The following is a 14,647-nucleotide window of genomic DNA, read 5'->3' on the forward strand; positions in this document are numbered from 1 at the left end:
GGACCATGGGGGCATGCAGATCCATATCGAGGCATCGGCCCTCCCCGGCCGCGACTGCGGACCGGACAGCGACTTTCCCGGGTACGCGAACATCCACGTCGGCGTCCAGCGCAAGGACCGGCCGGGCGAACTGCTCGACCCGCACCCCGGGGACGCCCCCTCCGCCTCGTGGGTGCTCGACTGCACGGCCACCGCGACGGCGGACGGGGTCGAGGTGTCGGGGCCGTACGTCCAGAACCGGCTGGGCGGGCGGTTCGTCTATCTGTCGTGGGGCACGGTGGACGACGCCGGGGTCTTCACCATGTTCCGGCGCGCCAAGCTGCTGTTCGACGACATCGCCCCGGACGTCCTCGAAGCCGCCGCGCGCTCCGGACACCTCACCGGGCGGCTCGGGCTGACCGACGCCAAGGGGCAGCCACTGTGCGCCCGGGTGCGCCCGCCCCAGATCACCTGGAGCGCCACGGACGGGACCTGAAGAGCCGGAAGAAGCCCGAGGGGGGCGGGCGCCGGGGACGGGCGAGGCCTGAGGGGCAGGAGCGGCCAGGAACCGGGCGCCGGGGACGGGCGAGGCCTGAGGGGCAGGAGCGGCCGAGAACCGGGCGCCGGGGCCGGGGGCGGGAGCGGCCGGAGGCGGATCCGACACCGCCCCCTCCGGTCCAAGGGGGGGGTGGACCGGAGGGGGCGGGTGCCGTGGGGGGCGGGGAATCCGTCCCGTGGGGGGTGTCATGCGTGTGCCCGGGGCCCGCGAGGTTACACATGTGACCTGCATCACATTTCTTTCACCCTTCTCACCCGATCGGCACCCGCACCGGCAGCACGGACCGAACGGCCCAGCCGCACCGCCACCACCTGCGGTGATCCATTCCGGCAAGGGTGCCGCGCCGGTCCGTACGGGTGAAAGCTGACCCCGCGTCAGAAGGCGTGGCGGGCCCTGCCCCCGTTGGCTCGGGGACAGGACACACCCGCTCGCGCCGTTCTGCCCGGAGGATCCCCATGCGCAGTCCTGCCCGCCTCGTGACCGGCACCGTCGGTGCCGCGTTCACCGTCATCGCGTTCGGTCTCACCGCCGCCGCTCCGTCCGCGTACGCGGGCGACTTCGGCCGTCTGGAGATCACCCCGTCGACCGCGGCACCCGGTGCCACCGTCACCGTGAACACCACCGCCTGCGGCAAGAAGGGCTCGGGCATCGGCGACGCGAACTCCCTGGACGCCGGGGACTTCGAGATGCGCCCCGGCACCCACAAGGAGGTCGTGGTCGGCAAGTTCACCGTGCCGCACGACACCCGGCCCGGCACCTACGAGATCATCGTCTCCTGCGACAACGGCAAGGACGCGGTCGGTGATCTGGAAGTGATCGGCGGCGGCAAGCACGAGAAGCCCATCCACGACCGCCCGTCCGGCCATGTGCGGACCGGGGTCGGCGGCAGCGTCGAACCGGACTCCACTCAGGTCGCTCTCGGCGTCGGCGTGATCGGCCTGGCCGCCGTGGGCGGGCTGTGGCTGCTGCGCCGCCGCACGGAGGGCGCCGAAGGAAGCTGAACCACCGCTTCCCCCCTGACCGGGCGGGGCGCGTCCCCGAGCGCGCCCCGTCCGCCCCGGACCACCGACCGAGGACGACGCCGTGTCACCGAGCGCGCAGAAGGCCAAGGGCTGGCTGGTGGGCATCGCCGTGCTGTGCGGCATCTGGCTCGTCCAGAACGGCCCCGGCGGCCAGCTGATCCCGCCGCAGCCCTCCAGCGCCCAGGCCTTCGCCGCCGGGCCCCGGCTCCAGCCCGGCTCCCCGGTCGCCGAACCGCTGAACCCCTCCGAGCCGGTCCGCATCCGCATCCCGAGCATCGAGGTGGACGCGCCGATGACGCGGCTGGGGCTGGCCGCCGACGGCAGCCTCGACGTACCGCCGGACGAGGACCGCAACCTCGCGGGCTGGTACGAGGGCGGCGTCCCGCCCGGCGCGCGGGGCACCGCGATCGTCGCGGGGCACGTGGACAACGCGGACGGCCCGTCCGTCTTCTACGCCCTGGGGGCCCTGACCAAGGGGACCGCGGTCGAGGTGGTCCGCGAGGACGGGCGTACGGCCGTGTTCTCGATCGACGCCATCGAGGTCTACGACAACGACGACTTCCCCGACCAGCGCGTCTACGGCGACTCGCCGCACGCGTCGCTCCGGCTGATCACCTGCGGCGGCGGCTTCTCGAAGGAGACCGGCTACCAGGGCAATGTGGTGGCGTACGCGCACCTCACCGAGGTGCGCTGAGAACCCCGGCCGTTCTCACGCGTTCCACTGGTCGAAGCCCAACTTGGCGACCAACGAGAACACCACGGTCAGCAGCACCGCCCGGACGAAGCCGCTGCCCCGGCTCAGCGCCATCCGGGCCCCGATCATCCCGCCCGCCAGGTTGAAGACCGCCATCACGGCCGCGAGCTGCCACAGCACGGTGCCCTGGTACGCGAACATCGCCAGCGCCCCCGCGTTGGTGCACACGTTGACGATCTTCGCGGTGGCCGACGCGGTCACCAGGTCCAGGTGGAGCACGGCGCTCAGGGCCAGCACCAGGAAGGTGCCGGTGCCCGGCCCGAACAGCCCGTCGTAGAAGCCGATGCCGCCGCCGACCAGCACGATCGCCGTGACGATCCGCCCCCGGGCGACCGGCCGGTCCGTGCCGTCGCCCGCCGCGGCGGTGCCGAAGGACGGGCGCAGCAGCACGAAGGCCGCGACCCCCAGCAGCACGACCATGATCACCGGTCGGAGCACCTCGCTGCTGATCCCGGCGGCGAAGAACGCCCCGGTCATCGACCCGGCGAGCGCCATCAGCCCGACCCGCACCGCCAGCCCCACCCGTACCGGGGCTCGGCGCAGGAAGGTCACCGCGGCGCCCGAGGTGCCCACGATCGCGACGGCCTTGTTGGTGCCGAGCACGTGGGCCGCCGGGACGTTCGGCAGGCCGAGCAGCAGCGCGGGCAGGAGCAGCAGTCCGCCGCCGCCCACCACCGCGTCGATCCACCCCGCGGCGGCCGCGGCGAGGCAGAGGAGCACCAGGGTGGTCAGGGTTATGTCAGGCACGACCCGACATTAGACGCCTGTCGCCGGGGCTCTCCCCCGAGGGCCTTCCGTTCGGATCCGGCCTGACCTGGCCTGACCCGGCCTGACCCGGCCTGACCCGGCCGAACGTAAGGCCCTCGGCCCCTCACAGGGCCCCGGCGCCGTCCCTGAGCGCAAGGTTCCGCCCGGGAAACAGGCGGGATGCGGCCGGGTAACACCTCCCGCCCACGCTCGGGGCATGAGGACAACCGACGGAGGCCACTGAGATGCCGGAGCCCACCTTCGACCCGAGCGCCACCACCACCGCCGCCGCCCTGGAGACCACCCCGAAGGCCCTGGCGCACTGCGCCGTTCCGACGATCGTGGTCGTCGGGCACGGCATGGTCGGCCAGCGGTTCCTGGAGGCACTCGCCGACCGCGGGCTGACCCCGGCGGCCGGCGCCGCCCGGGTCGTCGTGCTCTGCGAGGAGCCCCGGCCCGCCTACGACCGGGTGCGGCTCACCTCGTACTTCGACGGGCGGAGCCCCGAGGACCTCTCCCTGGTGGAGGCGGACTTCATGGACCGGCACGGCATCGAGCTGTACGTCGGCGACCCGGCGACGGGCGTCGACCGGGCGGGGCGGACGGTGACCGCGCGGTCCGGGGCGGTGTTCCCGTACGACACGCTGGTGCTGGCGACGGGCTCGTACCCCTTCGTGCCGCCGGTGCCGGGGAAGGACGCCCGGGGCTGCTTCGTGTACCGGACCATCGAGGACCTGCTCGCGATCGAGGAGTACGCGAAGGGCGCGGCCACCGGTGCGGTGGTGGGCGGGGGGCTGCTCGGTCTGGAGGCGGCCGGGGCGCTGAAGGGGCTCGGGCTGTCCACCCATGTGGTGGAGTTCGCGCCGCGGCTGATGCCGGTCCAGGTGGACGAGGGCGGGGGCGCGGCGCTGCTGCGCACGATTGTGGACATGGGCCTCGCCGTGCACACGGGGGTGGGCACGCAGGAGGTGCTGGCGGGCGCGGACGGTGCGGTGACCGGGATGGCCCTCTCCGACGGCTCCTCGCTCGACGTCGATCTGGTGGTCTTCTCGGCGGGGGTGCGGCCCCGGGACCAGCTGGCCCGGGAGTGCGGTCTGGCCGTCGGGGAACGCGGCGGGATCGTCGTGGACGAGGAGTGCCGGACGTCGGACCCGGCGGTGTTCGCGATCGGCGAGTGCGCGCTGGCCGCCGACGGCCGGGTGTACGGGCTGGTGGCGCCGGGCTACGAGATGGCTCAGGCGGCGGCCGAGGTGATCGCGGGCGGCCGGTCCGCGTTCACGGGCGCGGACCTGTCGACGAAGCTGAAGCTGCTCGGCGTGGACGTGGCCTCGTTCGGCGACGCGCACGGGGCGGCCGATGGGTCGCTCGACGTCGTGTACTCCGACGCCCGGGCGGGTGTCTACAAGAAGCTGGTGATCGGGCGGGACGGGACGCTGCTGGGCGGGGTGCTGGTCGGGGACGCGGACCAGTACGGCACGCTGCGGCCGATGACGGGCACGGTGCTGCCGGTCGCCCCGGAGCACCTGGTGCTGCCGGCCGGGGCGGGCGGCCCGGTGGCGCTCGGTCCCTCCGCGCTGCCGGACGAGGCGGTGATCTGCTCCTGCCACAACGTGACCAAGGACGCGATCTGCGGGCACACCTCGCTGCCCGAGGTGAAGAAGTGCACCAAGGCCGGTACGGGATGCGGCAGTTGCCTGAAGGTGATCGGTCAGCTGATGCCGCCGCCGGCGGACGCGGGGCTGTGCGGCTGCTTCCCGTACAGCCGCAGCGAGCTGTACGAGATCGTCCGCACCCTGGAGGTCACCTCCTTCGCCTCCCTGCTCGACTCGCACGGCCGCGAGGAGGCGCGGGGCGGGGACGGCTGCGAGGTCTGCAAGCCGACGGTCGGCTCGGTCATCGCCTCGCTCGCGCCGACCGTGGGCGTGAGCGGCTATGTGCTGGACGGCGAGCAGGCGGCGCTCCAGGACACCAACGACCACTTTCTGGCCAACCTCCAGCGCAACGGGTCGTATTCGATCGTGCCGCGCATCCCCGGCGGTGAGATCACCCCGGAGAAGCTCATCGTCATCGGCGAGGTGGCCCGCGACTTCGGCCTCTACACGAAGATCACCGGCGGCCAGCGCATCGACCTCTTCGGCGCCCGGGTCGACCAGCTGCCGCTGATCTGGACGCGGCTGGTGGACGCGGGCTTCGAGTCCGGGCACGCGTACGGGAAGTCGCTGCGTACGGTGAAGTCCTGTGTGGGGCAGACCTGGTGCCGCTACGGCGTGCAGGACTCCGTGCGGATGGCGATCGACCTGGAGCTGCGCTACCGGGGCCTGCGCTCCCCGCACAAACTGAAGTCGGCGGTCTCCGGGTGCGCCCGCGAGTGCGCGGAGGCCCGGGGGAAGGACTTCGGGATCATCGCCACCGCCCAGGGCTGGAATCTGTACGTCGGAGGCAACGGCGGGGCCACTCCGCGCCACGCGGACCTGCTGGCCCAGGACCTCTCCGACGCCGAACTGGTGCGGCTGATCGACCGGTTCCTGATGTTCTACATCCGTACCGCCGACCGTCTGGAGCGCACCTCGGCCTGGCTGGAGCGGATCGACGGCGGCCTGGAGCACGTCCGGGACGTGGTCGTCCACGACTCGCTGGGACTCTGCGAGGAGTTGGAGCGGATGATGGCCGACCATGTCGCCGGCTACCGCGACGAGTGGGCCGAGACCATCAACGACCCGGACCGGCTGCGGCGCTTCGTCACCTTCGTCAACGCCCCCGACGCCCCCGACCCCTCGGTGAGGTTCGTTCCGGAGCGGGACCAGATCAAACCGGATCTGGAGCTGCTCGCGGGACCCGTGCTCGCCGTTCGCACCCTCGAAGGGACCGCCTCCTGATGACCACCGCGACGATCACGACAGCGCGGGACACCGGATGCGTCCGGCTCGCCCACGGGAAGGACTGGCTGACGGTCTGCGACCGGGCCCTGCTTGTCCCCGGGCGGGGAGTGGCGGTGCTGCTGCCGGACGGGGACCAGGCGGCCGTCTTCATGGACCGAGCCGGCCGGGTGTACGCGATCGGCAACCGGGACCCTTTCACCGGGGCGTACGTCCTCTCGCGCGGCCTGCTCGGCTCGGCGGGCGGGCGGCCGTTCGTGGCCTCGCCGCTGCTGAAGCAGCGCTTCGACCTGGCGACGGGCGCGTGTCTGGACGACGAGGGGGCGGCGGTGCCGGTCTTCCCCGTACGGACGGACTGACCGGCCGCCTCGGGGGCGGCCAGGTCGCGGGAGTGACCGACCGGTCGCGGGGCGCGGCCTGTGCAACTCCTCCGTCGCCCGTTCACCCGCGCTTGACGCGCCGTCAACGCACGTCTCCTACAGTCCTGACGCGCGACCCGCCGGTCCGTCCGGAGCGGCGGGCCCACACTCATGCGTGGAGTGATCGTGGAACGTCGGACCTTCTTGCGCACCGCGGTGATCGGCAGCTCGGCGGCGGCCTTCGGCGGCACGCTGTGGCGGGGCGCCGCCTTCGGCGGCACGCTGTGGCGGGGCGCCGCCTTCGCCGACCCGGCCCAGCCCGCCCCCGGCCCGTACGGCGCGCTCCAGGCGGCCAACGGCAACGGCATCCAGCTGCCCGCCGGCTTCACCAGCCGCATCGTCGCCCGCTCCGGGCAGACCGTGCCCGGCACCTCCTACCGCTGGCACAGCGCGCCCGACGGCGGGGCGACGTACGCCGACGGCTCGGGGTGGATCTACGTCTCCAACGCCGAGGTGTCCCCGAGCAGCGGGGGCGGGGCGAGCGCGGTGAGGTTCGACTCCTCGGGGACGGTGACGTCCGCGTACCGGATCCTGGCCAATACGAACAACAACTGCGCGGGCGGCGCGACCCCGTGGAAGACGTGGCTGTCCTGCGAGGAGGTCACCCGCGGGTATGTGTACGAGACCGATCCCTGGGGCGTGAACGCGGCGGTGCGGCGTCCGGCGATGGGCCGTTTCAAGCACGAGGCCGCCGCCGCCGACCCGGACCACGGGTACGTCTATCTCACTGAGGACGAGAGCGACGGCCGCTTCTACCGCTTCCGGCCCACGACCTGGGGGAACCTGTCGAGCGGCACCCTTCAGGTGCTGGTCGCGGGCACGGCGACCTCCGGTCCGGTGACGTGGGCGAACGTGCCGGATCCGGCCGGCTCCTCCACCCAGACGCGGCACCAGGTGTCCGGGGCAAAGGTGTTCAACGGCGGGGAGGGCTGCTTCTACGCGGCGGGCACCTGCTGGTTCACCACCAAGGGCGACAACCGGGTGTGGGCGTACGACGCGGACACCTCGTCGATCTCGCTCGCCTACGACGACTCCCTGGTGACGGGCGGATCGGCCCCGCTGACCGGCGTGGACAACGTCACGCGGTCCGGGTCCGGGGACCTCTACATCGCGGAGGACGGCGGGAACATGGAGATCTGCCTGATCACGCCGGACGACACGGTCGCCCCGTTCCTGCGGATCACCGGCCAGTCCGGTTCGGAGATCACCGGGCCCGCGTTCTCGCCGGACGGCGGCCGGCTCTACTTCTCCTCGCAGCGCGGGACGAGCGGCAGCTCCTCCGGGGGCATCACGTACGAGGTGAAGGGGCCCTTCCGCGGCTGACGGGAGCCGCCTCACCGATCGGGCGGCGGGCCGGCCGGCGCGGGGTGCCGCGCCGGCCCGGCGTGCCCGTCCGCCGGCTCAGGCCTGGCCTTCGGCGGCGGCCGGGTCCATCCAGATGACCTCCCAGATGTGGTGGTCCGGGTCCTGGAACGAGCGGCCGTACATGAAGCCGAGGTCCTGCGTCTCGCCCGCCGGGGAGCCGCCGGAGGCCAGGGCGGCGTCCGCCAGCCGGTCGACCTCCTCGCGGCTGTCGCAGCTCAGGGCCAGGATGACCTCGGTGGTCTTCGAGGCGTCGGCGACATCCTTCTTGGTGAAGTCCTTGAAGCGCGGTTCCGTCATCAGCATGGCGAAGATGGTGTCGCTGATGACCAGACAGGCGGTCTTGTCGTCGCTGAACGCCGGGTTGAAGCCGTAGCCGAGCTTCTCGAAGAAGCCCTTGGTGGTCTCCAGGTCCTTCACCGGCAGGTTCACGAAGATCATCTGAGCCATGGTCGTTTCCTTTTCCTTTTCCTCTGTCCCGTGGCGCCCGCGGTGGTCCGTCCGGCGCTTTCGATGGTTAGACGGCGGGGCCGCGCCGAACTCATCGGCGTACGACAGAAGATTTGCACGGTCCACTGACAACGGCCCCCGGACAGCCCTCAGGGCAGGGCGAGCGGGGCGCCGCCGCGCAGCAGGGAGCCACCGAGCGGGGTCAGCGTGTGCAGGACCGAGCTGCCGTGGCGCAGCGTCAGGACCAGGCCCGCCTCGCGCAGCACGGAGGCGTGCTGGCTCGCGGAGGCCAGCGACACTCCGGCCCGGCGGGCGAGTTCGCTGGTGGTGCAGCCGTTGCCGATGGAGGAGAGGACGGCCGAGCGGGTGTGTCCGACGAGCCGGCCGAGCCAGGGTCCCGGCTCGGCGAAGACCGGCGCTCGGGGGTTGGCCACCGGGTAGACGAGCACCGGCGGGAGCGACGGGTCGCGGTAGACCACGGGGGTGCCCCGGCAGAAGAAGGACGGCTGGAGCAGCAGCCCACGCCCGTCCAGGTGCAGATCGCGGTCGAACGGGTAGTCCGCCTCCAGCACGGGCGAACGCCACCGGATCATCGGCGGCAGCGCGGCCAGGAGTCCGTCCGCCCCGCCGTCCAGCAGGGCCCGGCCGCGGACGGCCCGGTCCGCCTCGACACTGGCCCGAATGTGCGGCCAGTAGGGCTCCACGGCCGCGTGGTGGTAGCTGCGGAGCGCCCCGATGAGCCGGGCGAGCGGCTCGGCACGGCCCTCCATGAGCGCGGCGGGCAGCGCCGCGCTCGCTCTGCCCGCTCCGGAGTCCTGTTGGCGCGGGCCGGCGGACAGGCCGGCCCGCTGCCGTATCCGCCCGGCGGCCAGCAGCTCCAGCTCGGCGTGGACGCGGTCGGCGGGAGTGTCGCGCAGCGCCTCCATTCCGACGTCGAGCCCGAAAGGCTCGGCGCCCTCCTGGGAGGGCGTCAGGAAATCCGGGAAATAGCCGCGGGGCGGGACGACCGCCGCCAGCAGCTGTGCTTCACCATTCAACCGCGCACGGGATTCCGAACGCCATTTCCCGAACAGCGTCGAAGCACGCCGGTCCCTGATCCGGTGAAAACTGAGAATGGTTTCCCACAGCGCGTCCGGCCTCGTGGCCATCCGCACCCGCGAAAGGTCCAGCCTGGACACATGGATACGCAGCACTACTCCCCCACCTGTTGCATCCGCAATTGCCCCCACCGAAGGGTATGCGGATCGTCACAGGAGGTCACCACGGGGTTTCGGCCAGAAGTGAAAGGTCTCGCCCCGTCCCGCTCCACCCGAAAGGCTGTACGGCGTCGGGTACGCATCCGGTGTCCACCGGATGAGCACGTGAAGGCCGTGGGGGGCTTTGTGTGTTCGGCGGCGGTGGGCGACGGTGCGGCTCCGTACCCGACGGGGGTAAGCCGGGTGCGGTCCATGGGTGGGGATCCTTGGACCGCACCCCGGTCCCCGGCTCGTCACCCAGAATTTTCTTTGCGCATTAAACGACGCAATGTGCTCTGCGCCACATTCCCGGTGCGGCATTCGGTGCGCGCTTCTGACGACTTCCCCGTATCGCCGGTCATTTCCGCACACGCCACTTCCGTGCCGCTGGCCACTTCCGTGCGGCCGACCCCTTCCGGTCAGCCGGCCCCTACCGGTCAGCCCAAGGCGAAGCGGCGGCACCCCCGCACAGGGTGCCGCCGCTCCTTGGGCTGGGCCTTCAAGGCCCTGGTCGGCGGGCAGGGCTGTTCGTGCAGCCCTGCCCATGAGGTCGGAGGCTGTTCGCGCAGCCCCGACCGGTGGGTCCGGGCCGTCCCTGCGGCCCCGACCCGGTGAGTCCGGATCAGCGGCTGTCACTGCCCCGGGACTCGGCTGCGGCCCGGCCGGCCTCAAGACGGGCGACCGGGATCCGGAACGGCGAGCAGGACACGTAGTCCAGGCCCACCTCGTGGAAGAAGTGCACCGACTCGGGGTCACCGCCGTGCTCGCCGCAGACGCCGAGCTTGAGGTCCGGGCGGGTGGCCCGGCCGGCCTCGACGGCGCTGCGGACCAGCGCGCCGACGCCGTCCTTGTCGATCGTCTCGAACGGGGAGACCCCGAAGATGCCCTTCTCCAGGTACGCGGTGAAGAACGAGGCCTCCACGTCGTCACGGGAGAAGCCCCACACCGTCTGGGTCAGGTCGTTCGTGCCGAAGGAGAAGAACTGCGCGGCCTCGGCGATCTGGCCCGCCGTCAGCGCTGCGCGCGGCAGCTCGATCATGGTGCCGACGGTCAGCTTGAGGTCGGTGCCGGTGGCCGCCTGGACCTCGGCGATGACCCGGTCGGCCTCCTCGCGGACGATCTCCAGCTCCTGGACCGTGCCGACGAGCGGGATCATGATCTCGGGGCGCGGGTCGCCCTTGGCGTTCTTGCGCTGGGCGGCGGCCTCCGCGATGGCCCGCACCTGCATCGCGAACAGACCGGGGATGACCAGGCCCAGGCGCACCCCGCGCAGCCCCAGCATCGGGTTCTGCTCGTGCAGTTTGTGCACCGCCTGGAGCAGGCGCAGGTCGTTCTCGTTGGCGTCCTTGCGGGACTCGGCGAGCGCGACGCGGACCGACAGCTCGGTGATGTCGGGAAGGAACTCGTGCAGCGGCGGGTCCAGCAGCCGGACGGTGACGGGCAGCCCGTCCATCGACTCGAACAGCTCGATGAAGTCGGCCTTCTGGAGCGGGAGAAGAGCCGCCAGCGCACTCTCGCGCTCATCGTCGGTGTCCGCGAGGATCAGCTTCTCGACCATCTCGCGGCGCTCGCCGAGGAACATGTGCTCGGTGCGGCACAGGCCGATGCCCTGGGCGCCGAAGCGACGGGCCCGCAGCGCGTCCTCGGCGTTGTCGGCGTTGGCCCGCACGCGCAGCCGGCGCACCCGGTCCGCGTAGGCCATGATCCGGTGCACGGCGGCGACCAGTTCGTCGGCGTCGTCGGCCCCGGCGTGCATCCGGCCCTCGAAGTACTCGACGACCGGGGACGGTACGACGGGTACCTCGCCCAGGTAGACCTTGCCGGTGGAGCCGTCGATCGAGACGAGGTCGCCCTCCTCGATCACCCGGCCGCCGACGGTCATCCGGCGTCGCTTGGTGTCGACCTCCAGCTCCTCGGCGCCGCAGACACAGGTCTTCCCCATGCCGCGCGCCACGACCGCCGCGTGCGAGGTCTTGCCGCCGCGCGAGGTCAGGATGCCCTCGGCGGCGATCATGCCTTCGAGGTCGTCGGGGTTGGTCTCGCGGCGGATCAGGATGACCTTCTCGCCGGAGCGGGACCACTTGATCGCGGTGTACGAGTCGAAGACGGCCTTGCCGACCGCGGCGCCCGGGGACGCGGCGATGCCCCGGCCGAGCAGTTCGGTCTTCGCCTCGTCGTCGAAGCGCGGGAACATCAGCTGGGCGAGCTGGGCGCCGTTGACGCGCTGGAGGGCCTCGGCCTCGTCGATCAGGCCCTGGTCCACGAGCTGGGTGGCGATCCGGAAGGCGGCGCCGGCGGTGCGCTTGCCGACCCGGGTCTGGAGCATCCAGAGCTGGCCGCGCTCGATGGTGAACTCGATGTCGCAGAGATCCTTGTAGTGGTTCTCCAGGGTCTCCATGATCTGCATGAGCTGGTCGTACGACTTCTTGTCGATCGACTCCAGGTCGGCGAGCGGCACCGTGTTGCGGATACCGGCGACGACGTCCTCGCCCTGCGCGTTCTGGAGGTAGTCGCCGTAGACGCCCTGGTGGCCGCTGGCCGGGTCGCGGGTGAAGGCGACTCCGGTGCCGGAGTCGGGGCCCAGGTTGCCGAAGACCATCGAGCAGACGTTGACGGCCGTGCCGAGGTCGCCGGGGATACGCTCCTGGCGGCGGTAGAGCTTGGCCCGGTCGGTGTTCCACGAGTCGAAGACCGCGTTTATGGCCAGGTCCATCTGCTCCCGGGCGTCCTGCGGGAACGCGCGCCCGGCCTCGGACTCGACGATCTTCTTGAACTGCTTGACGAGCTTCTTGAGGTCGGCCGCGGCGAGGTCGGTGTCGACCGTGACCTTCTTCGCGTCCTTCGCCGCCTCCAGCGCCTCCTCGAAGAGGTCGCCGTCGACCCCGAGGACGGTCTTGCCGAACATCTGGATGAGCCGGCGGTAGGAGTCCCAGGCGAAGCGCTCGTCGCCGGACTGGGTGGCGAGACCGGCCACCGAGTCGTCGGAGAGGCCGATGTTCAGGACCGTGTCCATCATGCCCGGCATGGAGAACTTGGCGCCGGAACGGACGGAGACCAGCAGCGGGTCGTCGGCCTGGCCGAGCCGCTTACCCATGCGCTCTTCCAGCGCGTTGAGGTGCGCACTCACCTCGTCGCGCAGCGCGGTCGGCGCGTCGCCGCTGTCCAGGTAGACCTTGCAGGCCTCGGTGGTGATCGTGAAGCCCGGAGGGACGGGCAACCCGAGGTTGGTCATCTCGGCGAGGTTCGCACCCTTGCCGCCCAGAAGGTCCTTCAGATCCTTGTTGCCCTCGGTGAAGTCGTAGACGAACTTCTGGGGATCTTTGTTTTCCGACACGGGTCTCGACTCCTCGAGGACGCGGTGGCTGCCCTGACGGCGAGGAACATACCCACGATCGAAGGTGGATGGGTACGTCCACTTGGTCGTCATACGGCCGCAACCACCCGTCCGCCCGCAGATCGAAAGGCTCGCCCGGCCGAAGCACCTGACGCTCCGCCTTCACCTCCTGAATGCGACATGGCCGAAACTTGACCATAGCCGCTCATTCGAGCGAGTGACTCGCCAGATGATTTCACTTCCCGAATCCACCAGGGTGGCACTGAGTGCCACGTCTTCCAGAAGTGCAGCTATGCTGAAATCGCTCATCTGAGCGCAACCCCGATCAAGGGTGGCGCGAATCACGCCCGTTTCGGACCCCGGATTTCAGGATCCGGACGCCCTGGGCCGTCTCCGGGGACCCCGGGGCCGACCTCTTCCAGGCTACGGGCGAAGGTCCGCCCCCGCGCGGGAACCGTCGGCGGCGGGGGCTTCACCGGCACTGGAGCGGCCCCGAGCCCACGCCGTGCGGTACGGGACAGGGCGGTACGGGACAGGGCGGTACGGGACAGGGCGGCATGGCAGCAAGGCGGCATGGCGGCAAGCGCGAGAGGCCCGCCGCTCACGGAACGCGAAGGCCTCCCTCGTACGGAACGAGGGAGGCCGCCTTCTCCGCACGGGATCAGCCGCCGGAGGTGTCCAGCTCCGCGTCGGCGCTGATGCCCGCGCAGTCGTACGGGTCCTTCAGCCAGCCGTCCGGCAGGACGACCCGGTTGTTGCCCGAGGTGCGGCCGCGCGGCCCGTCGGCGCCGTCCGGCCAGGGCTGGTCGAGGTCCAGCTCGTGCAGTTGGCCGCTCAGCTCCTCCAGCGAGGAGGTGACCGCCAGCTTCCTGCGCATCTCGGATCCGACCGCGAAGCCCTTGAGATACCAGGCCACGTGCTTACGGAAGTCGATCACGCCGCGGGTCTCGTCGCCGATCCACTCCCCCAGCAGCGTCGCGTGACGCACCATGGCATCCGCGACCTCGCGCAGGGCGGGCGCGTGCCGCTCCGGGCGCCCCTCCATGGCGTTCACCAGGTCGGCGAAGAGCCAGGGCCGGCCGAGGCAGCCGCGTCCGACGACGACGCCGTCACAGCCGGTCTCCCGCATCATGCGCAGGGCGTCGTCGGCGCACCAGATGTCGCCGTTGCCGAGGACGGGGATCTCCGGGACGTGCTCCTTGAGCCGGGCGATGGCGTCCCAGTCGGCGGTGCCGCCGTAGTGCTGGGCGGTGGTGCGCCCGTGCAGGGCGACGGCGGTGACGCCCTCCTCGACGGCGATGCGGCCGGCGTCGAGGAAGGTGAGGTGATCGTCGTCGATGCCCTTGCGCATCTTGATGGTGACGGGCAGGTCCCCGGCGCCCGACACGGCTTCCCTGAGGATGGCCCGCAGCAGAGGCCGCTTGTACGGGAGCGCGGAGCCGCCGCCCTTGCGGGTGACCTTGGGGACCGGGCAGCCGAAGTTCAGGTCGATGTGGTCGGCCAGATCCTCGTCGACGATCATCCGGACCGCCTTGCCGACGGTGACCGGGTCCACTCCGTACAGCTGGATCGAGCGCGGGGTCTCGGTCGCGTCGAAGTGGATGAGCTGCATGGTCTTCTCGTTGCGCTCGACCAGCGCCCGCGTGGTGATCATCTCGCTGACGAACAGCCCCTTGCCGCCGGAGAACTCCCGGCACAGCGTCCGGAACGGGGCGTTGGTGATACCGGCCATCGGAGCCAGCACGACCGGCGGCCGCACGGTGTGCGGGCCGATGCGGAGCTGCGGGAGGGCGGGGGCGAGCGTGGTCATGGCTCCATTGTCGCGTACGTGGCGCGGGACGCGGGCGACGGATGGCCGAGGGCAGCCCCGTGGCGGCTCAATCGTCCTGATCCCCGTTATCGGAACGCCT

The 14,647-nt window shown here is 71.5% G+C and carries 11 protein-coding genes; 6 read left to right on the top strand and 5 right to left on the bottom strand.

Annotation, left to right across the window (positions count from 1 at the left end; all coding sequences use genetic code 11):
* Positions 1-13: 13 nt before the first annotated feature.
* From D581_RS0131755 to D581_RS0131765, 3 genes are all read left to right on the top strand, one after another.
* Positions 14-475 (top strand): DUF5990 family protein, encoded by a 462-nt coding sequence (locus D581_RS0131755; protein ID WP_018961154.1) that lies wholly within the window; start codon positions 14-16, stop codon positions 473-475.
* Between the two features lie 518 nt (positions 476-993).
* Positions 994-1,539, top strand: coding sequence for a hypothetical protein (locus tag D581_RS0131760; protein ID WP_026291089.1), 546 nt, complete (start codon positions 994-996; stop codon positions 1,537-1,539).
* An 82-nt stretch (positions 1,540-1,621) separates the two neighbouring features.
* Positions 1,622-2,254, top strand: coding sequence for a class F sortase (locus tag D581_RS0131765; RefSeq protein WP_018961156.1), 633 nt, complete (start codon positions 1,622-1,624; stop codon positions 2,252-2,254).
* A 15-nt stretch (positions 2,255-2,269) separates the two neighbouring features.
* On the opposite strand, the gene D581_RS0131770 is transcribed toward D581_RS0131765, so the two are convergent.
* Positions 2,270-3,061: a TSUP family transporter gene (locus D581_RS0131770; RefSeq protein WP_018961157.1), complete on the bottom strand. Its 792-nt coding sequence runs from the start codon at positions 3,059-3,061 to the stop codon at positions 2,270-2,272.
* 245 nt (positions 3,062-3,306) lie between these two features.
* On the opposite strand from D581_RS0131770, the gene nirB reads away from it, so the two are divergent.
* The 3 genes from nirB to D581_RS0131785 all read left to right on the top strand — a co-directional run bounded on the left by nirB (position 3,307) and on the right by D581_RS0131785 (position 7,679).
* Positions 3,307-5,937 (top strand): nitrite reductase large subunit NirB, encoded by a 2,631-nt coding sequence (gene nirB, locus D581_RS0131775; RefSeq protein WP_018961158.1) that lies wholly within the window; start codon positions 3,307-3,309, stop codon positions 5,935-5,937.
* On the top strand, positions 5,937-6,296 hold the full coding sequence (gene nirD / locus D581_RS0131780) for a nitrite reductase small subunit NirD (protein ID WP_018961159.1): 360 nt from the start codon (positions 5,937-5,939) through the stop codon (positions 6,294-6,296). Before nirB ends, nirD begins: the two co-directional genes overlap by 1 nt.
* 186 nt (positions 6,297-6,482) lie before the next feature.
* Positions 6,483-7,679, top strand: coding sequence for an alkaline phosphatase PhoX (locus D581_RS0131785; protein WP_026291090.1), 1,197 nt, complete (start codon positions 6,483-6,485; stop codon positions 7,677-7,679).
* Positions 7,680-7,757: 78 nt separating this feature from the next.
* Here the strand turns inward: D581_RS0131785 and D581_RS0131790 are convergent, their stop codons facing one another.
* From D581_RS0131790 to dusB, 4 genes are all read right to left on the bottom strand, one after another.
* Entirely contained in the window at positions 7,758-8,168 is a 411-nt protein-coding gene (locus tag D581_RS0131790; protein WP_018961161.1) for a VOC family protein, read from the bottom strand.
* Between the two features lie 149 nt (positions 8,169-8,317).
* The gene (locus D581_RS0131795; protein WP_026291091.1) at positions 8,318-9,361 is read right to left on the bottom strand and encodes a helix-turn-helix domain-containing protein; all 1,044 of its coding nucleotides are present in this window, start codon (positions 9,359-9,361) and stop codon (positions 8,318-8,320) included.
* 664 nt (positions 9,362-10,025) lie between these two features.
* A complete protein-coding gene (gene ppdK, locus D581_RS0131800; RefSeq protein ID WP_018961163.1) occupies positions 10,026-12,737 on the bottom strand; it encodes a pyruvate, phosphate dikinase in 2,712 nt (903 codons plus the stop codon).
* A 661-nt stretch (positions 12,738-13,398) separates the two neighbouring features.
* Positions 13,399-14,547: a tRNA dihydrouridine synthase DusB gene (gene dusB, locus D581_RS0131805; RefSeq protein WP_018961164.1), complete on the bottom strand. Its 1,149-nt coding sequence runs from the start codon at positions 14,545-14,547 to the stop codon at positions 13,399-13,401.
* Between the last annotated feature and the right edge of the window lie 100 nt (positions 14,548-14,647).

Source organism: Streptomyces sp. CNB091 (genome assembly GCF_000377965.1).

Coding starts and splice junctions, on each gene's coding strand:
- D581_RS0131755 (WP_018961154.1), top strand. CDS start 14: ATGCAGATCCATATCGAGGCATCGGCCCTCCCCGGCCGCGACTGCGGA.
- D581_RS0131760 (WP_026291089.1), top strand. CDS start 994: ATGCGCAGTCCTGCCCGCCTCGTGACCGGCACCGTCGGTGCCGCGTTC.
- nirB (WP_018961158.1), top strand. CDS start 3,307: ATGCCGGAGCCCACCTTCGACCCGAGCGCCACCACCACCGCCGCCGCC.
- nirD (WP_018961159.1), top strand. CDS start 5,937: ATGACCACCGCGACGATCACGACAGCGCGGGACACCGGATGCGTCCGG.
- D581_RS0131790 (WP_018961161.1), bottom strand. CDS start 8,168: ATGGCTCAGATGATCTTCGTGAACCTGCCGGTGAAGGACCTGGAGACC.
- dusB (WP_018961164.1), bottom strand. CDS start 14,547: ATGACCACGCTCGCCCCCGCCCTCCCGCAGCTCCGCATCGGCCCGCAC.